Consider the following 20,680-nt stretch of genomic DNA (forward strand, 5'->3'; position numbering starts at 1 on the left):
GCGTCCGTCAAGCGGAGGAGACGGCTTATTCCGCCAGGACCGTCACTCGGGCACAGCCTCTTGGGCGTGATCCGTGCCGGCATCCCGCAGGATCGATTCCGCCGCGGCTTCCGCGAGGAGGGCGTAGCCGCGGTCGGCCATGTGCAGGCCATCCGGCGCGAAGAGCTGCTTCGTGGTCAGCCGCCCGTCGCGCACCCAGCCGTGCATCAGGTCCGCGCGGCGGATCACCGGCACATCAAGCTCGGCGCCGATCTCGCGCACCGCCGTGCGGAAACGGTCGGCGCCCGGCGTCGACTCCAGCTTCGGGCACCATTGCGGCTCCATCAGCACGATGTCGATTCCCGCGTCGCGGATGCGTTTCACGGCGTCGAGGGTCGCCTCGCGGAAATGCTCGACAGTCACACCCCGGAGGGGGTCGTTGCTGCCGGTCTGCCAGATGACGAGTTGCGGCTCGGCGCCGATCACGTCGCGGTCGAGGCGCTTGAGCATGTCGTCGACGTGCTCGCCGCCGATACCCCGGTTGAGAACCGTGACCTCGATGCCATGAAGCTTGGTGCGCAGGTCCGCCTGGAGCCGCGCCGGGTAAGCCTTCAGCGGGCTCGACGCCCCGATGCCCTCCGTGGAGGACGAGCCGAAGGCGACGATGCGCAGGGGCGCGCCGATGGCGATCTGGCGGGCGACATGCGGGAGATCCGGCACCTCGGTCTCCTCCAGGCCGAGGATGTCGAGGGTCTCGGGCAGGAGGTCGGCGTAGGCGAGCACCGCCGTCGGCACGATCAGCAGTCCCGCCGCGATGGCGGCGCGCTTCAGCCAGTTGAGGCCGTGGGTGCGGTAGGACGGGGCGGGCTTCTTCGACACGGGGACCGTCTGGCTCGGCATGCGGCTGAAACGGTTACAGAATAGGCACGCTCCCGGGAAGGATCGGTTCGGCTATTCCGTTGAAAGCCAACCGAATTCGTAACTCATTGTAAACGAATCCGGCGGACCGCCGCGAGGCCGGCGCGTATCCACCCGAAACATGGCGGAAGCCGGGCAGCGTGACCGTGTCCACCGTGCCCGGCGCTATCTCCGGCCCCCAACCGGCCCTGCTTCCGGGCCTCTTGCGGCCGCCCCGGGCAAGCCCGGGGCACCGACCGGTCAGTCGTTCTTGCGCTTCACGATGGCGAGCGTGTTCGGATCGAGCTTGAGATCGACCTTCTTACCGGCCAAATCGATCGCGTCGTCCACCTCGATCATGCCGTCGTCGAGCTCGATCTCGGACCACTTGGTGAAGCCCTCCTGCCGGAGCTTGGCCTCGACCTTGGCGAGCTGGTCGGGCGGCAGGGGCGTGTCCGCCTGCGCGGCGGGGGCGACGGCGAGCGCCAGGGCGAGGGCCGCGAAGGCCGGGGCGAAGCGCATGGATGTCTCCGTGTCTGGATCGTTGCGGGAGCCGAACCTCCGCCGATGCGGGTCGGTTCCCGCCGCCGCGACAGCTTGAGCGCGGCGCGATTCTCCCCCACTGCTGCGGCGTCCCGTCGCAGAGGGGACGCGTCTGGAGATCGTGCCGCCGATGGTCACCCGCGTCGCAACCGTCGCCTTTGAAGGAATCGCGGCGCGCGCCGTCGACGTGCAGGTGCAGATCGTTCCCGGCTCGGTGGCGTTCACCGTGGTCGGCCTGCCCGACAAGGCGGTGGCCGAGTCCCGCGAGCGGGTGCGCGGCGCGCTGATCGCCTCCGGGCTCGCCCTTCCGGCCAAACGGATCACCGTGAACCTCGCGCCCGCCGACCTGCCCAAGGAGGGATCTCACTACGACCTGCCCATCGCGCTCGGCGTGATGGCGGCCATCGGCGCGATTCCGGCCGACGCGCTCGGCGGGTACTGCGTGCTCGGCGAACTCGCCCTCGACGGGTCGCTCACGGCGGTGAGCGGCGTGCTTCCGGCGGCCCTGGCGGCGGCCGAGCGCGGCTTCGGGCTGATCTGCCCCGCCGCCACGGGCCCGGAGGCGGCCTGGGCCGGGGGCGACCTCGACGTCCTGGCGCCGCGCTCGCTGATCCAGTTGGCCAACCATTTCAAGGGCAGCCAGGTCATGGCCCGTCCTGTTCCGGCGGTGGCGGCGTCCGGCGAACCCCTCCCGGACCTCGCCGATATCAAGGGCCAGGAGGGGGCCAAGCGCGCCCTCGAGATCGCGGCGGCGGGAGGCCACAACCTGCTGTTCAGCGGGCCGCCGGGCGCGGGCAAGTCGATGCTCGCGGCGCGGCTTCCCTCGATCCTGCCGCCGCTCACGCCCCGGGAGCTGCTCGACATCTCCATGGTGCAGTCCGTCGCCGGCATCCTGAAGGGCGGCGCCCTCTCGGACCGGCGGCCCTTCCGCCAGCCGCACCATTCCGCCTCCATGGCGGCCCTGGTCGGGGGCGGATTCGGCGCCCGGCCCGGCGAGGTCTCGCTCGCCCATGGCGGCGTGCTTTTCCTCGATGAGCTCCCCGAGTTCTCCGGGCAGGTGCTCGATTCCCTGCGCCAGCCCCTGGAAACGGGTGAGGTGATGATCGCGCGTGCGAACCACCGGGTCACCTATCCGGCCCGGTTCCAGCTGGTGGCGGCCATGAATCCCTGCCGCTGCGGACAGGGGCTCGATCCGGGCTACGCGTGCCGCCGGGGGCCGAACGAGCGATGCATGGCGCAGTATCAGGCCCGCATCTCCGGGCCGCTCCTCGACCGGATCGACCTGCGGATCGAGGTGCCGGCGGTCTCGGCGGCGGATCTCATCCTGCCCGCGCCCACCGAGGGGTCGCGGGAGGTGGCGTCGCGGGTCGCCGCCGCGCGCTCGCGGCAATCGGACCGCTACGCCGGACGGGGCCTCCCGTCCTCCGTGACGAACGCCACCTGTCCGGCCAAGGTGATCGAGGAGGTGGGCGCGCCCGATGCGGAGGGCGCGGCCCTGATCCGTCAGGCGGCCGAGACGATGCGCCTCTCCGCCCGGAGCTTTTACCGGGTTCTCAGGGTCGCCCGCACCCTGGCCGACCTCGACGGAGACCCGCAGGTCCGCCGCCTGCATCTGGCGGAGGCGCTGTCCTACCGGGGGCGGAGCGAGGCGGCGAACGCCTGAGCGCCTCGCACGACCGTCGCCGGATCGTGCGCGGGCGGCGCGGTTACTCCGCCGGCGCGGCCTCGTCGGCCGTGGCCTTTTCGGCGGTCGGCTCGGCGCTCGCCACCGCCTTGCGCTCCAGGAGCGGCTGAAGGCGCTCGGCGAGCTGCTTGTCGAGATGGCGGGCGTAGGCGCCCTTGAAGTAGCGTTCGCCGGTCTTCGGCCCGAAGAGGCCGTCATGGGCCTGGATCATCGCGGCCACCTCCGGCCGGCACAGGAAACCCGTGACGCTGGCGGCCTCGTACCAGTGGCCGGCGCGGGCCTCGCGGATCGCCTTGGGGTTGGACATCACCGTTTCGGCGAAGCAGTCGGTCGCGGCCTGCCGGAGGGGAGCCATTACCTTCTCGACCTGTGCCGGATCGGGCGCGCGGCTGACCTGCCGGTGCGTGCGGGCCTCCGCGGCGGACGCGAAGGCGAGGACGGCGAGCGTGGCGAAGATCGGGAACTTCATGCGGGGCGGCCTCGTCGGATGTCCGAACCACCGGCAGGATCCCTCTGGATTGCGTCGGGAACAGGGCCGGGGTGCGCTGCGTTGAAGTTTTTCGCTCGCGCCGGTCGAAGGTTTTTCGGGGCCTAGCCGGTCGCATCCCCCGCCCCATTGCCTGCGAGGGCAGAAGGGCGGAGAGACGGGGGCCGGCGGGTGTCGCCGGCCTCCCCGTTCCCGTTACCGGGGCGCGTTGCGGAGGGCGCGGCGGAGCGCCTCTTCGAGCAGCGCCAGCAGGTCGCAACCGGCATGGAGGAAGGCGTGGACTCCCGCCGCCTTCAGGGGCTCGATGAGGTCGGCCGGGCGGCCGGCGAGGTAGATCGTCCCCGCGCCCGCCTGGGCCAGCGCCTCCGCCGCCGCCACCGCCTGCTCGGCGTAGATCGGATCCGACGAGCACAGGCACACGAGGGGCGCCCCCGAGGCGCGGAAGGCCGCAGCGAGGGCCTGCGGATCGGTGAAGCCGTCGTTGCCGATCGCCTCGATTCCCCCCGCCGCGAAGGCGTTGGCCGCGAAGGTGGCGCGGGTGTTGAAGGAGGAGAGCGGCCCGAGGTTGGCCAGGAAGACGCTCGGCCGCTTGCCCGCCTTGGCGAGTGCCGCGTCGGAGGCGTCGCGCAGGGCCTCGAAGGGTTCGGCGAGCCGCTGCGAGGGCAGGGGATCGCAGGCCACCGCCGAGCCGGCGCCGAAATTCGACGCGCGCGGCGTCGCGGCGGGGGCCACGTCGAGGACGGCCACGGGCTTCTCGGCGAGGTTGGGGAACTCCGTCGCACCGGTCACCGGGATCCGCCGGGTCGCCACGGCCTTCGCCTTGGCCTCGCGCAGCACCTCGATCCGCCGCTGGATCTTGCCGACGCTGAGGGAGGCGACGATGCCGCCCTCGACCTCGATCGCCTGGAAGGCGTCCCAGGCGGCCTCGGCGATCTGCCCGGTGAGCGCCTCGAAACCGCCGGCTCCGGCGGCCGGATCGCTCACCCGTCCGAGGTGCGATTCCTCGATCAGCACGATCTGGCTGTTGCGGCCGACCCGCCGCGCGAAGGCATCCGGCAGGCCGATCGCCTGGGTGTAGGGCAGCACACAGACGCTGTCGGCGCCGCCCATGCCGGCGGCGGCCGCCGCCATGCCCGTGCGCAGGATGTTCACGAAGGGGTCGCGCCGGGTCATCATCCGCCACGCGGTTTCCGCATGGACCCGCAGGGGCTTCGGATCGAGCCCGCACGCCTGCTCCACCCGCGCCCAAAGGCGCCGGATGGCCCGGAACTTGGCGAGGGTCACAAACTCGTCCGCGTCGGCCACGAGGAGCACGGCGATCCGGTCCCGGGCACGGTCGAGGTCGTAGCCAGCGGCCTCGAGCGCGCGCAGATAGGCCACGGCGGTGGCCAGCACCGCCCCGAGTTCCGCCGCCTCGCCGGCCCCCGCCTCATGGTAGGGCCGCCCGTCCGCCAGCAGGGCGCGCCCGGTAAAGCCGGCTTTGTCGAACTCGGTCACGGTGGCGGCGAGCCGGGGGGCCACGTCCCTCCACACCGCCCCGAGGCTGCCGCTGGCCGCCAGCACGCCCACCGGATCGATGCCGAGGTCGATGTCGCAGGCCGAGAGGTCCTCACCGCGTGTCGCCGCGAGTTCCCGCAGCCAGGACGCGGCCTCGAGACCCCGCGCGCCCGCATCGAGGCGCAGGTTGATAAGGGAGAGCATCACCCCGGAGAGGGCGGCCTCCAGATCGGCCGCGCTCTCGACGGTGAGGCCGTAGCCCCGGGCCGCCGGAGCGCCGGCGAAGGCGAGCACCAGGGCATCCGCCCCGCCTTCGAGGTCGGTCAGGGCCTGCCGCGCGGCGGCGGCGGAATCGGGATGGTCGACCCGCTGGGCGATCCGCCAGGGGCCGGGGGCCCGCACGGGCTGCGCCACCGCCTCGGCGAGGGGATAGAGCGGTTCGATCCGCAGGCCGTCAGCCGTCCGCGAGACGAGCTTCTTCTCGAAATCCTGCCCCTTCAGGGCGGTCTCGACGAGGCCGAGCCAGCGCTTCCGGTCGGCCGGCTCGAACAGGTCGGCAAGCGGTGTGTCGTTCATCGGAACAGCCCGGCCCCCCTCAAGGCATCGCCCGCCGGGGATCGACCGGCCGACGTTGCGCGCAACATGGTTGCCGCGGTTCAACTCCCGCGGTCATGGCGTTGCGTCGCACGCAACCCGTCCCGATGCAATTCCCCAGGCGGAGAAGCACGGCCGTTCCCGCGCCGTGTATGCCTCACCCCAGGATGATCAGTCCGGCGAGGCCGAGCGCGCCGACGATGATCCGCCACCACGCAAACAGGCGGAATCCGTGCGCCGACACGTAGTCGAGGAGCTTGCGCACCACGAACAGCGCCGAGATGAAGGAGACGATGAAGCCGATCACGATCAGCCCGGCATCGTCGGCGGTCAGATATTTGTAGTTGTCGAACAGGTCCTTGGCGAAGGCGCCGGCCATGGTTGGCATCGCGAGGTAGAACGAGAACTCGGTGGCGGAGCGCTTGTCCGCCCCCATCAGCATCGCGCCGACGATGGTGGCGCCGGAGCGGGACACGCCGGGAATCATCGCGAGGCACTGGAAGATGCCGATCTTGAAATCCATCGGCAGGCTGAAATCGTGGACGTCCCGCTTGCGGACCTCGAGGTCGGTGTCGTCGAGGACGAGGAGCACGAGGCCGCCCGCGATCAGGCTGGCGCAAACGATCCACGGGTTGAACAGGTAGGCCTTGATCATCTTCGAGAAGATGCCGCCGATGATCGCCGCCGGGAGGAAGGCCACGAGGATGCCGAGGACGAAGCGGCGGGCGTTCGGGTTGGTCGGGATCGCCTTGGCGAGGTCGAGGAGGCGCCCGAAATACACCGACAGGATCGCGAGGATCGCGCCGAGCTGGATCAGCACCTCGAAGGTGTTGTTGGGTGAGTGGAAACCGATGAAATGGCCGACGAGGAGCTGGTGGCCGGTCGAGGAAACGGGAATGAACTCCGTCGCGCCCTCCACCAAGCCAAGCAGCACCGCCTTGCCGATACTGAGCGGATCCATGCGTCGTCCTCGCGCCTCGCGGCGCCCGCCCGAGGCGACGCCCACATGCCTTGACCCCCGGACCGATCACCGGCCACGGTTGACGGGCAGTTACCGCTGCCCGCGGCGCGTGTTAAGGGGGCGGCAAGAAACGAGCAATAACGCTCACTCGGTTGCCCGGCCCGCCGGGGCCGTTGGCGCGTGAGGGAGCCCCGCGCCGAGTGACCCGTCCACCCCCTCAGCGGCTTCGATGGCGAACCTCTATCACTTCCCCTTCTGCGCGAATTCCCGCTTCGTCCGGCTGATCCTGGCCGAGATGGGCATCGAGCCGTTGCTGATCGAGGAGCGCCCCTGGGAGCGGCGCGACGAGTTCCTGCTGATCAACCCGGCCGGGACGACCCCCGTCCTGCTGGAGCAGTCCGGCATGGTCGTGCCCAATGCCGGGATCATCGCCGAGTACCTCGACGAGACCCGCGGCCTCGCCCTCACGGGCCGTCGCCTCCTGCCGGAGGATCCGATGGGGCGCGTGGAGGTCCGCCGCCTGCTCGACTGGTTCCTGGTGAAGTTCGACGGTGAGGTGACCGGCTACCTCGTCAACGAGAAGATCTCCAAACGCTTCATGGCCGCCCACGAGGGCGGCGGCCCGCCGGACATGAACGCCATCCGCGCCGCCCGCACCAACGTGCGCTACCACCTGAAATACATCGGCTATCTCATCGCCCGGCGGCGCTGGCTCGCCGGCGACGCCCTGTCCTATGCCGACCTTGCGGCGGCGGCCCACCTCTCCTGCATCGACTACCTCGGCGACGTGCCGTGGGAGGAGGACGAGATGGCCCGCAACTGGTACGCCCGCGTGAAGTCGCGCCCGTCCTTCCGGGCGATCCTGGCCGACCGGGTCGCCGGCATGGCGCCGGCCGCCCACTACGCGGATCTCGATTTCTGAGCGTCCGGCGGATCTATCACGGGGCGGACCTGCGGCGGCTGGTCGAGGAACGGGCCCGGCACCTCGGCTTCTGCGGCCTGCGCGTCACCCGGCCCGACCGCGTGCCCGCCCTGCCCGAACGGCTGGCGGCGTGGCTCGCCGAGGGCGCCCACGGCACCATGGACTGGATGGAGGACAGGGCCGACCAGCGCGCCCGGCCCGTCGGCCTCTGGGGCGGCGTGCGCAGCATCCTCGTCGTCGCCATGAGCTACCGGCCGGAGGAGGATCCCCTGGCGCTTCTGGCCCGGCGGGACCGGGGCGCCATCGCCGCCTACGCCCAGCGGCGGGACTATCACGAAGTGTTGAAGGGCAAGCTGAAGGAGCTCGGCGGCTTCCTTTCGGCCCGGGGCGACGTGCGGGTGAAGGTCTTCTGCGACACCGCCCCGGTGATGGAGAAGGCGCTGGCCGAGGCCGCCGGGCTCGGGTGGCAGGGCAAGCACACGGTGCTGATCTCGCGGGAGGCGGGCAACTGGCTCCTGCTCGGGGCGATCTACACCAGCGCCGAACTCGCGCCCGACGCCCCCGGCGAGGACCGTTGCGGATCCTGCCGCGCCTGCCTCGACATCTGTCCGACGCAGGCCCTGCCGGAACCCTACCGCCTCGATGCCCGGCGCTGCCTCTCGTACCTCACCATCGAACATGCCGGGCCGATCCCGGCCGAGTACCGGATCGCCATGGGCAACCGCATCTTCGGCTGCGACGATTGCTTGGCCGTGTGTCCCTGGAACAAGTTCGCGCGGGTGGCGGCCGAGACCCGCCTCGCGGCCCGGTCCGACCTCGCGAGCCCGGATCTCGCCAGCCTGGCGGCCCTCGACGATGCGGGCTTCCGACGCGTCTTCGCCGGAACCCCGGTGAAGCGGTCCGGTCGCGACCGCTTCCTACGCAACGTCATGATCGCGGTGGGCAATTCCGGCGAGCCGGGGCTCGCCGAAGCGGCCGTCGCGCGGCTGGACGACGCCTCGCCGCTGGTGCGGGGCATGGCCGTCTGGGCCTGCGGCCGCCTGCTCGATGCCGGGACGCTGCGCGACCTCCACCGCCGGTCCGGCGCCGCGGAGGCGGATGCGCAGGTGCGCGAGGAATGGAGGGCGGCCTTGGCTGGATTGTTCCCGTGACAACTCCCATCTCGATAGCGCGCAGCGACGCCTCTTCTCCCCGCAGAGATCGTTGCGATATCGACTGAGCGGCCTGCATCCTCTCTGCGGCCTCATCCTGAGGTGCTGCGAAGCAGCTTCGGAGGAGGCTTCCAGGAATCGCTGAGCCGTCTGGAGCCCTCCTTCGAGACCCGCGATGCGGGCACCTCAGGATGAGGGGCGGCATGGGACGAACTTCGCAGGTCTTCCGCTCGTGGAGCGGGGACAAGCCACAACGGAGCCGACACGTGAGTCACGACGACCGGGGCGGTTTGCCCTCGATGCACGCCACCACGATCCTGATGGTCCGCAAGGGTGGGCGCGTCGTCATCGGCGGCGACGGCCAGGTCAGCCTCGGCCAGACCATCGTGAAGGGCAACGCCCGCAAGGTCCGGCGGCTGGCCAAGGGCAGCGTGATCGGCGGGTTTGCCGGCGCGACCGCGGATGCCTTCACCCTGTTCGAGCGGCTTGAGGGGAAGTTGGAGCAGTATCCCGGCCAGCTCACCCGCGCCTGCGTGGAACTCACCAAGGACTGGCGGACGGACCGCTACCTGCGCCGCCTTGAAGCGATGATGCTGGTGGCCGACAGGGACGTGAGCCTGCTCCTGTCGGGCTCGGGCGACGTTCTTGAGCCGGAGAGCGGCGTCATGGCCATCGGCTCCGGCGGCAATTACGCGCTCGCCGCCGCCCGCGCGTTGGAGGATGGGCCGCACGACGCGGAGGAGATCGTCCGCCGGGCCATGGGCATCGCGGCGGAAATCTGCGTCTACACCAACGGCAACCTCGTCATCGAGGCGCTGGAGGACGCGGCGGTTCGCGCCGGCTGAGGGGCTGTCGCCTCACGGAGGCGCCCGCCGCTTCGGCGCTCCTCCGAACCCTGAGGCCCCATCCTGAGGGGCCGGCCGGACGAGCCGCCGTCCTCTCCGTCACTGCGAGCGTAGCGAAGCAATCCAGGGACGCGCCACGCTCGGAAACGGCCCGCTGCCCTGGATTGCTTCGCTGCGCGCGCAAAGACGCGACGCGCGTCGGCACACTCTCACGGCCTCGTCCGTGGGCTCCCAGGCTGCGGTGGGGAACCGGACCGCAGGGTGTCGAGAGAACCGGGGGAGGCAGGCTGCCTGAGCCGGTGTGCGGACCGTCTCAGGCGACGGCGCGCGACCAGCGGATGTCGCCGAGGCCCTCGCGGAAGGCGAATCGCTGGAGATGGTCGGAAACGACGTTTTCCAGCCGAGTCAGGTTGACGGGGTCGGCGCTCTCGATGCGCATCACCAGCGCGTCGGGCTCGGCGTCGAGGGTGCAGACGCGGTCGGCGCCGAAGGGCACGGTTCCGTGGTCGGCCGTGGCCTCGACCTCGAACTTATGGCTCCAATGGCGGCAGAGCTGCTGCAGGTAGCGGCTCGCTTCGGCGGTCTGCACGCGGGCCTGTGAGGTGGGCATTCTCGGGGCTCCGAATCGATTGTGCTCGGTCGGGTTGTCTCGCAGTTGCGAGACGCGGTGGTCATAAGCAAGGGGCGGGCCTGAATTCCAACTGAACGGCCGCCCCACTACGTAAAGGTCCGTCCGAAGGCTTAGCAGTCCCTTAAAGCCAAGCAACGAAGGCCGGACACCGTCCGCAGCGGGGTGGTCATCCTCCCCTTGCCGAGCCGAATTATGGCGCGGCGCACAAATTTCACGGGGCAGGAGTGTCCGCGCGGAAGCGGTCGAGGACCGGCCGCACGACCGTCAAGCGGCGTCGTCCGGCGCGGGCGGCACCACCTTGCCGGGATTGAGCAGGTTCAGAGGGTCGAGCGACGCCTTGAGGGTGCGCATCAGGTCCAGGGCGACGGGGTCGCCGTAGCGGGCCAGCTCCGCGCGCTTGATCAGGCCGACGCCGTGCTCGGCCGCGATCGACCCGCCGAGTTCGGTCACGATGTCGTGGACGATCCGGTTGAAGCGCTCCCAGTGCGCCAGGAACGCCTCCCGGTCCATGCCGACCGGCTGGCTCAGGTTGAAGTGGATGTTGCCGTCGCCGAAATGGCCGAAGCCGCAGGGGCGCAGGCCCGGCATCGCCGCCACACAGGCGGCGCCCGCCCGTTCCAGAAACTCCGGCAGGAGACCCAGGGGCACGGAGACGTCGTGCTTGATCGAGCCGCCCTCGCGGGTCTGCGCCTCGGGCACCGCCTCCCGCAGGCGCCACAGGGCAGAATCCTGCGCGGGGCCCGCACCGAGGGCGGCATCCTCGATCAGGCTGCGCGCCAGCGCCTCGGCGAGGACGGCCTCGAGCTCGTGCCGGGCCTCGATGCCGGGCCGGCACGACGAGAATTCGATCAGCGCATAGGCCCCGTGCTCCCCCGTCAGGGGGCGGACCGTGCCCGCTGCGTGCCGCAGGACGATCTCCAGGGCGAAGGGCGGCAGGTACTCGAAGGCGGTCAGGTCGCGGTCCGCCCGGTCCCGGAGGAAGACGAACAGGTCGAGGGCTGCCCGGGCCGAGGCGAGGCCGAGGAAGGCGACGCCCGTGGAGCGGGGCTTCGGAAACAGCCGCAGCACCGCGGCCGTGACGATGCCGAGCGTCCCCTCGGAGCCGATGAAGAGGTGCTTCAGGTCGTAGCCCGCATTGTCCTTGCGCAGGGCCTTCAGGCCGTTCCACACCCTCCCGTCGGCCAGCACGACCTCGAGGCCGAGGACGAGGTCGCGGGCATTGCCGTAGGCCAGCACGTTGAGCCCGCCCGCATTCGTGGCGATGCCGCCGCCGATCCGGGCCGAATCGCGGGAGGCGTAGGTGAGGGGGAAGAGCATCCCCGCCGCCTCGGCCGCCTCCTGCACCTCCGCCAGGATGGCTCCGGCCTCGACGGTGAGGGTCGCGCCCACGGGATCGACCGCCCGCACCCGGTTCAAGCGCTCCAGGGCGATGACGACGCCGCCCTGCGGAATGCCGCCGCCGGTGAGCCCCGTGTTGCCGCCCAGCGCCACGAAGGGGATGCCCGCCTGCGCGCAGAGGCGGACGATGCGGGCGACCTCCGCCGTCGATCCCGGTCGTACCACCGCGAGGGCGCTGCCGGCGAACAGGCGGCGGCTTTCCACGAGGTAGGGCGCCACGAGGTCGTGGTCGGTGAGGACGTGGCGCGCCCCGACCGCGCCGCGCAGGGCGTCGAGGAGGGCGTCGGCGGTGCCGGGCGTGGCCGAGGGCGGAGACATGGCGGGGATCTTGCGCGTCGCCACGCCCGCCGCAAGGGCGCCGGGCGGTGGCGGATGGCAGGCGGCGGCGGATGGCTTACAACCTCGTTCTATGGCGGCCCACCCGCCGGCGATGAGTCGAGCCACCGAGGACCACGATGCTCTCCGTCATCCAGAACCCGCCCCGGACCACGCTGCCCATCGTCGGCACCAGCGATCTCTTCCCGGTGCGGCGCGTCTACTGCGTCGGACGCAACTACGCCGCCCATGCCCGCGAGATGGGCGCCGACCCGGACCGCGAGCCGCCGTTCTTCTTCATGAAGCCGGCCGATGCCCTGCAGGTCGTCGGCGCGGAGCCAACGGAACATCCCTACCCGTCCAAGACCGCCAACTATCATTTCGAGGTGGAGATGGTGGCCGCACTCTCCGGCGGAGGCAGCGCCATTCCGGCGGCTTCGGCCCTCGAGCACGTCTACGGCTACGCGGTCGGCCTCGACATGACTCGGCGCGACCTGCAGGACGAGGCCAAGAAGATGTCCCGCCCCTGGGATCTCGGCAAGGCGGCCGACGCCTCCGGCCCCATCGGCCCGCTCCATCCCGTCTCGCTGATCGGGCATCCGAGCCGGGGCGCGATCACGCTCTCCGTCGAGGGCGCCGTGCGCCAGAAGGGCGACCTCGCGGACATGATCTGGTCGGTGGCCGAGCAGATCGCCTACCTCTCCGAGTACTTCCTGCTCCAGCCGGGCGACCTCATCTTCACCGGCACGCCCTCGGGTGTCGGGCCGGTGGAGCGCGGGCAGCGAATGGTCGCGGCGGTGGAGGGCCTCGGCCAGATCACCCTCGACGTCGTCTGACCGGCGGGATGATCCTCGATCATTTTCTCACACGGCGGCTGTTCCACCTCGGTGCCTTCGCCCTGCGCGGCATGACCCTCGGGGTGCGGGGCATCGCCCTCGACGGGCAGGGCCGCGTGTGTCTCGTGCGCCACACCTACGTTGCCGGGTGGCACCTGCCCGGCGGCGGCGTGGAGCGGGGGGAATCCGCCCAGGCGGCGATGGAGCGGGAATTCCGCGAGGAGGCCGAGATCCGCAGCGACGGCCCCCTGCGCCTGCTGGGCCTCTACCGCAACGCCGTCGCCGCCCCCCGGGACCACGTGGCCCTCTTCCTCGCCCCCGCCTTCACCGTGATGCGGCCGAAGGCGCCCGACCGGGAGATCGCCGAATGCGCCTTCTTCCCGGCCGAGGCCCCGCCGGAGGGCACCACCCGGGGCACGCTGAGCCGCCTCCGGGAGCTGCAGGAGGGTTTGCCGCCGCCTTCGTGCTGGTGAGCCAGGAAAGGGGTTGCGTCCCCCGTCGGAATGGTGTTTAGAGAGCGCCGCCGGGGGCCGCCGGCACGGTCCTCCGGGCAGCGGCCAGGCACAGTGAGCGGGTGTAGCTCAGGGGTAGAGCACAACCTTGCCAAGGTTGGGGTCGAGGGTTCGAATCCCTTCGCCCGCTCCAGTTTTCCCAACCAGATCGACCGTTAAACGACCAAGCCGCCTTCGGGCGGCTTTGTCGTTTCCGGTGGCCTGCGGTGCCCCCATCTTCGCATCGGTCTTGCTTGGCTCCGCGCGCGCAAGCGCGCGGGCGTTCTCTGACGCCGCCGGCCCGCCCCGAGGCGAAAGTCGGCGCCCTCGGCTCGCGCACCGCCCGCGTTGGCGATCGCCGCCGCCCATCCCCACTTAGTGGCGGTCTTCGGTGGAATGGAGGGAGAATCGATGCCGCGTTACGTCCTCGCCAACAGCCAGAACGGCCGTTTCCATGGAGACACCGGTCGCCTGTCCGGCGCCGACATCGGCTCGCCCGTGGATGCCGCCCTTGCCCTCGACGAGGCCATGGGGCGTGCGCCACGGGGCTACGGGCGGGCGCGGATCGGATCCGGCGACGCGACCTTCGACGTCTACCAAGTGGATGCCGCCCCGAACCTGCGGCCCGGCGCATCGGACGACGAGTGCCTCGCCCATGCCCGGCGGCACGGGACCCACGTCGCCAGCCTGATTTCCTACCTGTCCTGACAGCCTGGGCGAAGGGTTGCCGCCCCCTCGGTCCCTGCGTCGCTCCGCTCGCGGGGACGAGGATGTGACGGTGCCCCGCCGGGGCCCGCCCGGAGCGACCGAAGGGCAGCGACGAGCGCTGATCTCCGGGGTCGCGCCATGCCTGCCTCGACTTGGAATCTGCCTCGCGTGTGTTGAGCGGCCGGGCGTCTCTATTGATCGCGCGCGGCTCGTGATCAGATTTTAATCAATTTTGACGAGGTTGCGCGACACACACGCTCGATCCCGCACCCAGCCGTGATCGCTCGGAGACGTCTGCGTATGCACCGCTTCTCGATCCGGACACAGTTGATCGCCGCCTTCAGCGTCGCGGCCCTGTTGCTCCTCGGCCTCGGCGCCGTCGCCCTGAAGGCGACGGCCGCCATCAACGCGCAACTCGTGCAGGTCCACACCAACTGGCTGCCGAGCGAGCAGAAGGCGGGCGAGATCAACACGACGCTCGCCCGCTTCACGGTCGCGAGCTTCCGGCAGGTCACTGCCGACGGCATGGGCGCGCGCCTGAAGATGGACACCCTGGTCGGCAACCTCGCCGCCAAGATGCGGAAGCTCCTCAGCCAGTACGATGGCCTCGTCACATCGCCGGACGAGCGGGCGGCCTACGACAAGCTCGCTGCGGCCTGGAGCGCCTACCATCAAGAGGTGGAGCCCGTCCTGGCCCTCGCCCGCGACGGAGACCAAGCGAAGGCGATCGAGGAACTCGGCGGTAAGCTGAACGAGCTCCAGATCACCGCCACGCAGGCGATCCAGGATCTCGTGTCCCTCAATATCCGTGGCGCGGAGGCGTCGCGGATCGAGGCGGGCCAGGACTACGATCAAGCCCGCGGACTGGTCTTCGCCGTCATCGCGGTGGGCCTCGTCGCCCTGGCGGGCTTGGCCCTGGTGATCGTGCGCGGGGTGACGCGCGGCATCGCCAGCGTGGTGCAGCCCATGACCGCCCTGGCGGCGGGCGACCTCGCCACGGCAATCCCGCAGCACCGCCGGACCACCGAGATCGGCAAGATCGCCCAGGCGATCCAGGTCTTCAAGGACGGCCTCATCCGGATGCGCGATCTGGAGGCCGAGACGGCCCAGGCCCGGTTGGCCGCCGAGGAGCAGCGCCGGATCGGCATGAGGCAGCTCGCCGACAGCTTCGAGGCTGCGATGGGCGGGATCATCGGCACGGTCGCCGCCTCGGCCACCGAGTTGCAGGCCACCGCCGGGCTCATGAGCGGCACCGCCGCTGAGACGGCGGCGCAATCCTCGGCCGTGGCGGCGGCCGCCGAGGTCGCCGCGTCCAACGTCAACACCGTCGCGGCGGCGGCGGAGGAACTGGGCTCCTCGGTGCTGGAGATCGGCCGGCAGGTCGATGGCTCGGCCGCCATCGCGCGGCTGGCCGTGACGGACGCCGACGAGACGGGAACCCTCGTCCACGAATTGAACGGCACCGTGGAGCGGATCGGCGACGTGGTGGGTCTGATCTCCTCCATCGCCGCGCAGACCAACCTGCTCGCCCTCAACGCCACCATCGAGGCGGCCCGGGCGGGCGAGGCGGGCAAAGGCTTCGCCGTCGTCGCCGCCGAGGTGAAGGAACTCGCCGGCCAGACGGCGCGTGCCACGCAGGAAATCTCCGTGCAGATCGCGCGCATCCAGGGTTCCACCGGACAGGCCGTGGCCGCCATCGGCAGCATCACGCAGCGCATCCGCGAGATCAGCGCGACCTCGACCTCCATCGCCGCCGCAGTGGAGCAGCAGGGCGCGGCCACGCAGGAGATCGTGCGCAACGTAACCCAAGCCGCCGCCGGCACGGGCGAGGTGACCGGCAACATCGCCGGCGTGGCGAGCGCCGCCGAGGACACCGGCGCCGCCGCGACCCAGGTGCTGGGAGCGGCCTCCGAACTCTCGCGCCGCTCCGAGCAGTTGTCGGGCGAGATGCAGCGCTTCCTCGACACCGTGCGCGCCGCCTGACGCGCGCGCCCGCGCCGTCTCGGGGGGGCGGGGAGGGGACGCAGCGTCGCGGGCCGTCGCGCGTCCCCGCGAAACCCTGTGACTCACCTCGAAGCGTGGCCACGCAAGCCGTCAGGGCGCGGCGCGCCGGGCGAGTTCCTTCGCGACGGCGCGCAGGAGGAGGCCGTGCCGCGCGTCCCGCCCGGCGCGCGCCGCCCGTCCGACGCGATAGGCATTCCACTGCGCGCCGACGACCCACGACGCCCCCCTGCCGTGGATGCGCTCCGCCTCGTCGGCCAGCAGAGCCACCACGGCGGGATCCGGCCGCACCCGCCGGTCGAGCCTTAGCCTGGCGATCATGAAGACCGTCCAAAGGAGGATCAGGACGCGCCCGAACCAGTCGATGAAGCCGAGCACCGTCGTGAACACCGCGCCAGATGACATCACGCCCGTTGTGCTCCACGATACGTGGTATAGCTTCACGTATAGTTCCTGGCAGCGTGCCGTCCATCGGAACATTCCGTTCCGATGAAGATCTTTGGGGATCGGCTCCGCGAGCGCGCGAAGATGCTCTCGCTCTCGCACGCTGAAGTTGCGCGGCGTTCGGGGCTGAGCGAAAGGCGATTTTCCAACTATGTCACGGGTCTCCGCGAACCCGATCTCGCCACCTTGACCCGTATCGCAGCCGCTCTGGAAACATCGCCCGACGTGTTGCTCGGGGTGTCGCGAACCGCACCCTCGACGAAACGTTCAGCCCTTACAGAACGCCTCGTTCTCGCCGCCGAATCCCTCTCCGACGAAGACCTCGACATGACGATCATGCAGGTCGTGGCGCTGGCGGGCTGGCGTAAGCAGGCGAAGCGCGAGGGCTGATCCGTCTCCGTCATTGCGAGCGGAGCGAAGCAATCCAGCAGCGCCACGTTCTTAAACGTCCCGCCGCCCTGGATTGCTTCGCTGCGCTCGCAATGACGGTGGGGTTCGTGGGAGCGGCGTGCGGTGCCGGGGAAACGTTTCGCTGACGTAGCGACTGACCCTCGCCGCCGAATCCCTCTCCGACGAAGACCTCGACATGACGATCATGCGGGTCGTGGCGCTGGCGGGCTGGCGTAAGCAGGCGAAGCGCGAGGGCTGACCCGTCTCCGTCATTGCGAGCGCAGCGAAGCAATCCAGCAGCGCCACGTTATCAAACGCCCCGCCGCCCGGGATTGCTTCGCTGCGCTCGCAATGACGGTGGGTTCGTGGGGGCGGCGTGCGGTGCCGGGGCCTTCTCGTCGTCTCGCCCCGCTCGCGAGGACGGTGCGGCGTCCCCTGTTCCGGGCTCACATCCGCGCCGCCGCGCCCTCCAGCGCTGCGCGGATCTGCGGGAGGGCGGCGCGGGCCGCCCGGTGGCCCAGGGCAATGCCATCCGCGGCCCGGTGGAAATCGAACAGGCCGAAGGCGGCCACGTCGGGTCCGATGGCGATGTCGGGCGGATCGCGTTCCAGGCGGGCGCGGGAGATCCGGTCCTGGGTGATGTTGAAGGCGTCGAGCACGACGCTGGCGATGCCCGGCAGCGCCGCGGCGGGCTCGGGCGGCGCATGGCCGGAGAGGCGCCGCCGCACGTCCTGCAGGAAGCTCCGGCGCCGCGGCGGGACGGCGACCTCGCGGGCCACGGGGCCGCCGGTGTCGCCGTTGAGGTTCACGCTCACCACCACGTCCGCCCCGAGGCGCCGCGCCAGGGCGACGGGCACGGGGTTGACGAGGGTGCCGTCCATGAGGAGCCGGCCGCCGAGATCGACCGGCGGAAACAGCCCTGGGATGGCGTAGGAGGCCCGCACCGATTCGATGAGCGAGCCCTCGGTCAGGGCGATCTCGTGCCCGGTGCCGTACTCGGTGGCGACGCAGCCGAACCCGATCGGCAACGTCTCGATGCGGCGTTCGCCGAGGTCGGTGAGCAGGCGGCGTCGCAGGCGGTTGCCGGCGATCAGGCCGGAGCCCGGCAGTCGGGGATCCACCAGCCGGACGACGCGGCCGCGCGTGAGCGAGCGGGCGAAGGCTTCGAGCCGGTCGAGGCGGCCCGCCGCGAAGCAGCCTCCCACCACCGCGCCGATGGAGCAACCGGCCACGACGGCGGGGACCAGCCCGGCCTCTTCGAGGGCCCGGAGCACGCCGATATGCGCCCAGCCCCGGGCCGAGCCTCCGCCGAGGGCGAGGCCGAGGCGCGGGGCGGCGGTGACCTCCCGGACGGGTTCGACGGCGCCGGGGGGGAAATCCGGCGCATCCCGCAGGGCCGGACGCCGCACGGCCTCCGCCGCCCGGCCCCGCGCGGCCTCCACGCGCTGCGGCACGGCGGCCGGGAGGGCGCGGGGGGAAGAGCCTCGACGGTCGGGGGGGCGGATCATTCCCCGGCGGGCCGCAGCCGGACCTGCCGCGTCTGTGGATCGAACTCGACCGCCCGGTAGAAGCAGGCCCGGCGCCCCGTGTGGCAGCAGCCGCCGTCGCCGCCCACCGCCACGGTGATCAGCAGGGCGTCCTGGTCGCAATCGGTGCGCATCTCCACGACACGCTGGGTCTGGCCGCTGGTGGCGCCCTTGCGCCAGAGCTGGCGGCGCGAGCGCGACCAGTACCACGCCTCGCCGGTCTCGATCGTCCGCGCCAGGGATTCGGCGTTCATGTGCGCGAGCATGAGCACGCGGCCGTCATTCGCATCGACGGCGATGCAGGTGATGAGGCCGTCACGGTCGAAGCGGGGCGTGAACGCTCCACCCTCCTCGATCTCCGCCGACGAACCGGGGGTGGCGAAGGTCAGGCCGTGGGGCGTGGGGGCGTCGGGATCGGGCATGGCGCAGTCACAAGGCGCGACGGCCTATTTGGCTCCGCCCCGCACGAGGGTGAGGAAGCGGACCTGCTCCTCCGGCGAGTCCTTGAACACGCCGCGGAACTGCGTCGTGAGGGTCGAAACGCCGGCCTTCTGCACGCCGCGCATGGCCATGCACAGGTGCTCGGCCTCGATCATCACCGCGACGCCGCGAGGCTTGAGGATGCTCTCGATCACGTCGGCGACCTGCGCCGTCATGGTCTCCTGGGTCTGGAGGCGCTTGGCAAAGGCATCGACCACGCGGGCGAGCTTCGAGAGGCCGACGACGCCCTTCGACGGGTAGTAGGCGATGTGCGCGAGGCCCATGAACGGCACCATGTGGTGCTCGCAATGGGAGTGGAACGGGATATCGCGCACGAGGACGATGTCGGAATAGCCCTCGACCTCCTCGAAGACGCGCTCCAGCAGGGCGTCCGCGTCCATCCGGTAGCCCGAAAACAGCTGTTCATAAGCCTTCGCCACGCGGGCGGGCGTCTCCACGAGGCCCTCGCGGGTCGGGTCGTCCCCGGCCCAGCGGAGCAGGACGCGCACGGCCGCCTCAGCCTCCTCGCGGCTCGGCCTGCCGGCGGCGATCCCCTCCGGCACTCGGCTCGCCGAGGCCGGCTGCGGGGCGATCTCGACGCCGTTCGCGCCACCGAGGGCGTGGTTGTCGTTGCGCATGCCGTTCAGGTCCTGGGCCTCGACCCCGTAGGTGAGGGATTTGAGAGCGGCATCCATGGCGTCTCCGGCCTGCGCCACGCGCGTCTTCATGGTTGTGCTGTCGGGCTTGGCGTACATGATGAACAGGCTCGGGCTCTGGTGGGGTCCCGGCCCCGTGGAGGCACGGGCCGGCGCCCTGGAACGTGATGTGGACTGAGCCCGACCCCGGCCCTGGGCACGGCCGCGATCGATCGGCCGCCTCCTCGCGAAGCAGCCGTATCGCCCCTATATCGTGCGTTGCGCGCCAACACGCAATCCGCGCCCGTTCGCTGAGCCGGGAAGCGCCGAGGGCGCGGCAGCGTCCCGGCCCGCGGCTCGATGAGGTACCGATGCTCGACGACATCTACAACCGCCGCATCCTGGAACTCGCCGCCGACATTCCCCGCCTTGGCCGTCTGCCCGCGCCCGACGCGAGCGCCACGGCCCATTCCCGCCTCTGCGGCTCCACCGTCACCGTCGATCTGTCCCTCGGCCCGGACGGGCGCGTGAGCGACTTCGCGCAGGAGGTCCGCGCCTGCGCCCTGGGGCAGGCCTCCTCGTCCCTGATGGGGCGGCATGTGGTCGGTACCCCGGCGGACGACCTGCGGCGCCTGCGCGAGGCGATGCGCGCCATGCTGAAGGAGGGCGCTCCGCCGCCGGACGGGGCCTTCGCCGAATTCGGCGTGCTGGAGCCGGTGCGCGATTTCAAGGCGCGCCACGCCTCGACCCTCCTGACCTTCGACGCCGTGGTCGACGCCCTCGACCAGATCGAGGCGAAGCGGCGGGCCGCGTGAGCGCGCCCCGGCGGGCCGCGCGCCTCGCCATCCGCGCCTACCAGCTCAGCCTCTCCTCCCTCGTCGGGCGGCAGTGCCGGCACTGGCCGAGCTGCTCCGCCTACGCCGACGAGGCCATCGGCCGCCACGGCGTCTGGCCGGGATCGTGGATGGGGTTCGCTCGGATCTGCCGGTGCGGCCCCTTCGGCACCCACGGCATCGACCTCGTCCCCGCCCGCCTGCCCCCCGGCGCCGCGTGGTACCGGCCCTGGCGCTACGGTCGCTGGCGCGGCGTCGAGGCGCCGCCGGATCCCGGCGGCTCTCTCCTCGTCTGCGAGGCGGTGGAGGGGGACACCCCGTCGTCGAATCGCGGCGGGTGACAGTCCCGTGGGTTCCACACTCCGACAGGAAACCTAATCACGGCCGTCCGGTTGATCCCGCGCAGGGCCCGGTATCGCCGGGCTTCACTCT

Annotated in this window: 22 protein-coding genes and 1 tRNA gene; 12 read left to right on the top strand and 11 right to left on the bottom strand. The window is 71.2% G+C overall.

Annotated elements, in window-relative coordinates:
• Positions 1-42: 42 nt before the first annotated feature.
• Both MFF06_RS06985 and MFF06_RS06990 read right to left on the bottom strand, forming a co-directional pair.
• Positions 43-879 (bottom strand): SGNH/GDSL hydrolase family protein, encoded by an 837-nt coding sequence (locus MFF06_RS06985; protein ID WP_238202384.1) that lies wholly within the window; start codon positions 877-879, stop codon positions 43-45.
• Positions 880-1,137: 258 nt separating this feature from the next.
• Positions 1,138-1,398 (bottom strand): PepSY domain-containing protein, encoded by a 261-nt coding sequence (locus MFF06_RS06990; protein WP_238202386.1) that lies wholly within the window; start codon positions 1,396-1,398, stop codon positions 1,138-1,140.
• 151 nt (positions 1,399-1,549) lie between these two features.
• On the opposite strand from MFF06_RS06990, the gene MFF06_RS06995 reads away from it, so the two are divergent.
• Positions 1,550-3,082, top strand: a complete 1,533-nt coding sequence (locus tag MFF06_RS06995) for a YifB family Mg chelatase-like AAA ATPase (protein WP_238202388.1) — start codon at positions 1,550-1,552, stop codon at positions 3,080-3,082.
• Between the two features lie 43 nt (positions 3,083-3,125).
• Here the strand turns inward: MFF06_RS06995 and MFF06_RS07000 are convergent, their stop codons facing one another.
• The 3 genes from MFF06_RS07000 to MFF06_RS07010 all read right to left on the bottom strand — a co-directional run bounded on the left by MFF06_RS07000 (position 3,126) and on the right by MFF06_RS07010 (position 6,642).
• Positions 3,126-3,572, bottom strand: a complete 447-nt coding sequence (locus MFF06_RS07000; protein ID WP_238202390.1) for a hypothetical protein — start codon at positions 3,570-3,572, stop codon at positions 3,126-3,128.
• A gap of 213 nt (positions 3,573-3,785) precedes the next feature.
• Entirely contained in the window at positions 3,786-5,663 is a 1,878-nt protein-coding gene (locus MFF06_RS07005; protein WP_238202392.1) for a methylmalonyl-CoA mutase subunit beta, read from the bottom strand.
• A gap of 175 nt (positions 5,664-5,838) precedes the next feature.
• Complete coding sequence (locus MFF06_RS07010) at positions 5,839-6,642, bottom strand: undecaprenyl-diphosphate phosphatase (protein WP_238202394.1); 804 nt, start codon at positions 6,640-6,642, stop codon at positions 5,839-5,841.
• A 229-nt stretch (positions 6,643-6,871) separates the two neighbouring features.
• Between MFF06_RS07010 and MFF06_RS07015 the strand changes: the two genes are divergently transcribed.
• From MFF06_RS07015 to hslV, 3 genes are all read left to right on the top strand, one after another.
• Positions 6,872-7,564: a glutathione S-transferase family protein gene (locus tag MFF06_RS07015; protein WP_238202396.1), complete on the top strand. Its 693-nt coding sequence runs from the start codon at positions 6,872-6,874 to the stop codon at positions 7,562-7,564.
• Positions 7,565-7,593: 29 nt separating this feature from the next.
• Entirely contained in the window at positions 7,594-8,715 is a 1,122-nt protein-coding gene (gene queG / locus MFF06_RS07020; protein ID WP_283207255.1) for a tRNA epoxyqueuosine(34) reductase QueG, read from the top strand.
• A gap of 299 nt (positions 8,716-9,014) precedes the next feature.
• On the top strand, positions 9,015-9,560 hold the full coding sequence (gene hslV, locus MFF06_RS07025) for an ATP-dependent protease subunit HslV (protein WP_238203056.1): 546 nt from the start codon (positions 9,015-9,017) through the stop codon (positions 9,558-9,560).
• 313 nt (positions 9,561-9,873) lie between these two features.
• Here hslV and MFF06_RS07030 read toward each other — a convergent pair whose 3' ends face one another.
• The gene (locus MFF06_RS07030; protein WP_238202398.1) at positions 9,874-10,170 is read right to left on the bottom strand and encodes a DUF2218 domain-containing protein; all 297 of its coding nucleotides are present in this window, start codon (positions 10,168-10,170) and stop codon (positions 9,874-9,876) included.
• Positions 10,171-10,455: 285 nt separating this feature from the next.
• A complete protein-coding gene (locus tag MFF06_RS07035; protein WP_238202400.1) occupies positions 10,456-11,907 on the bottom strand; it encodes an FAD-binding oxidoreductase in 1,452 nt (483 codons plus the stop codon).
• A 137-nt stretch (positions 11,908-12,044) separates the two neighbouring features.
• Here MFF06_RS07035 and MFF06_RS07040 point away from each other — a divergent pair, with 137 nt between their 5' ends.
• From MFF06_RS07040 to MFF06_RS07060, 5 genes are all read left to right on the top strand, one after another.
• The gene (locus MFF06_RS07040; RefSeq protein ID WP_238202403.1) at positions 12,045-12,740 is read left to right on the top strand and encodes a fumarylacetoacetate hydrolase family protein; all 696 of its coding nucleotides are present in this window, start codon (positions 12,045-12,047) and stop codon (positions 12,738-12,740) included.
• Between the two features lie 8 nt (positions 12,741-12,748).
• Positions 12,749-13,213 carry an NUDIX domain-containing protein gene (locus MFF06_RS07045; RefSeq protein WP_238202405.1) on the top strand — a complete coding sequence of 155 codons (465 nt, stop codon included), beginning with the start codon at positions 12,749-12,751 and terminating at the stop codon, positions 13,211-13,213.
• A 97-nt stretch (positions 13,214-13,310) separates the two neighbouring features.
• Positions 13,311-13,385: transfer RNA gene (locus MFF06_RS07050), tRNA-Gly, on the top strand.
• Positions 13,386-13,642: 257 nt separating this feature from the next.
• On the top strand, positions 13,643-13,939 hold the full coding sequence (locus MFF06_RS07055) for a hypothetical protein (RefSeq protein WP_238202407.1): 297 nt from the start codon (positions 13,643-13,645) through the stop codon (positions 13,937-13,939).
• Positions 13,940-14,239: 300 nt separating this feature from the next.
• Complete coding sequence (locus MFF06_RS07060; RefSeq protein WP_238202410.1) at positions 14,240-15,922, top strand: methyl-accepting chemotaxis protein; 1,683 nt, start codon at positions 14,240-14,242, stop codon at positions 15,920-15,922.
• Positions 15,923-16,033: 111 nt separating this feature from the next.
• Here MFF06_RS07060 and MFF06_RS07065 read toward each other — a convergent pair whose 3' ends face one another.
• Complete coding sequence (locus MFF06_RS07065; protein ID WP_238202412.1) at positions 16,034-16,348, bottom strand: hypothetical protein; 315 nt, start codon at positions 16,346-16,348, stop codon at positions 16,034-16,036.
• Positions 16,349-16,429: 81 nt separating this feature from the next.
• Between MFF06_RS07065 and MFF06_RS07070 the strand changes: the two genes are divergently transcribed.
• Entirely contained in the window at positions 16,430-16,774 is a 345-nt protein-coding gene (locus MFF06_RS07070; RefSeq protein WP_238202414.1) for a helix-turn-helix domain-containing protein, read from the top strand.
• A gap of 446 nt (positions 16,775-17,220) precedes the next feature.
• Here MFF06_RS07070 and MFF06_RS07075 read toward each other — a convergent pair whose 3' ends face one another.
• The 3 genes from MFF06_RS07075 to folE form a co-directional block, all read right to left on the bottom strand.
• Positions 17,221-18,183 (bottom strand): patatin-like phospholipase family protein, encoded by a 963-nt coding sequence (locus tag MFF06_RS07075; RefSeq protein ID WP_370876724.1) that lies wholly within the window; start codon positions 18,181-18,183, stop codon positions 17,221-17,223.
• 95 nt (positions 18,184-18,278) lie between these two features.
• A complete protein-coding gene (gene hisI, locus MFF06_RS07080; protein WP_238202418.1) occupies positions 18,279-18,722 on the bottom strand; it encodes a phosphoribosyl-AMP cyclohydrolase in 444 nt (147 codons plus the stop codon).
• A 24-nt stretch (positions 18,723-18,746) separates the two neighbouring features.
• Positions 18,747-19,475, bottom strand: coding sequence for a GTP cyclohydrolase I FolE (folE, locus tag MFF06_RS07085; RefSeq protein ID WP_503128743.1), 729 nt, complete (start codon positions 19,473-19,475; stop codon positions 18,747-18,749).
• A gap of 311 nt (positions 19,476-19,786) precedes the next feature.
• Here folE and MFF06_RS07090 point away from each other — a divergent pair, with 311 nt between their 5' ends.
• Together MFF06_RS07090 and yidD are read left to right on the top strand one after the other, a co-directional pair.
• Positions 19,787-20,230, top strand: a complete 444-nt coding sequence (locus tag MFF06_RS07090; RefSeq protein ID WP_238202422.1) for an iron-sulfur cluster assembly scaffold protein — start codon at positions 19,787-19,789, stop codon at positions 20,228-20,230.
• Positions 20,227-20,589 carry a membrane protein insertion efficiency factor YidD gene (gene yidD / locus MFF06_RS07095; RefSeq protein ID WP_238202424.1) on the top strand — a complete coding sequence of 121 codons (363 nt, stop codon included), beginning with the start codon at positions 20,227-20,229 and terminating at the stop codon, positions 20,587-20,589. Before MFF06_RS07090 ends, yidD begins: the two co-directional genes overlap by 4 nt.
• Positions 20,590-20,680: the final 91 nt, after the last annotated feature.

This window comes from Methylobacterium aerolatum, from assembly GCF_022179085.1.
Lineage (GTDB): Bacteria > Pseudomonadota > Alphaproteobacteria > Rhizobiales > Beijerinckiaceae > Methylobacterium > Methylobacterium aerolatum.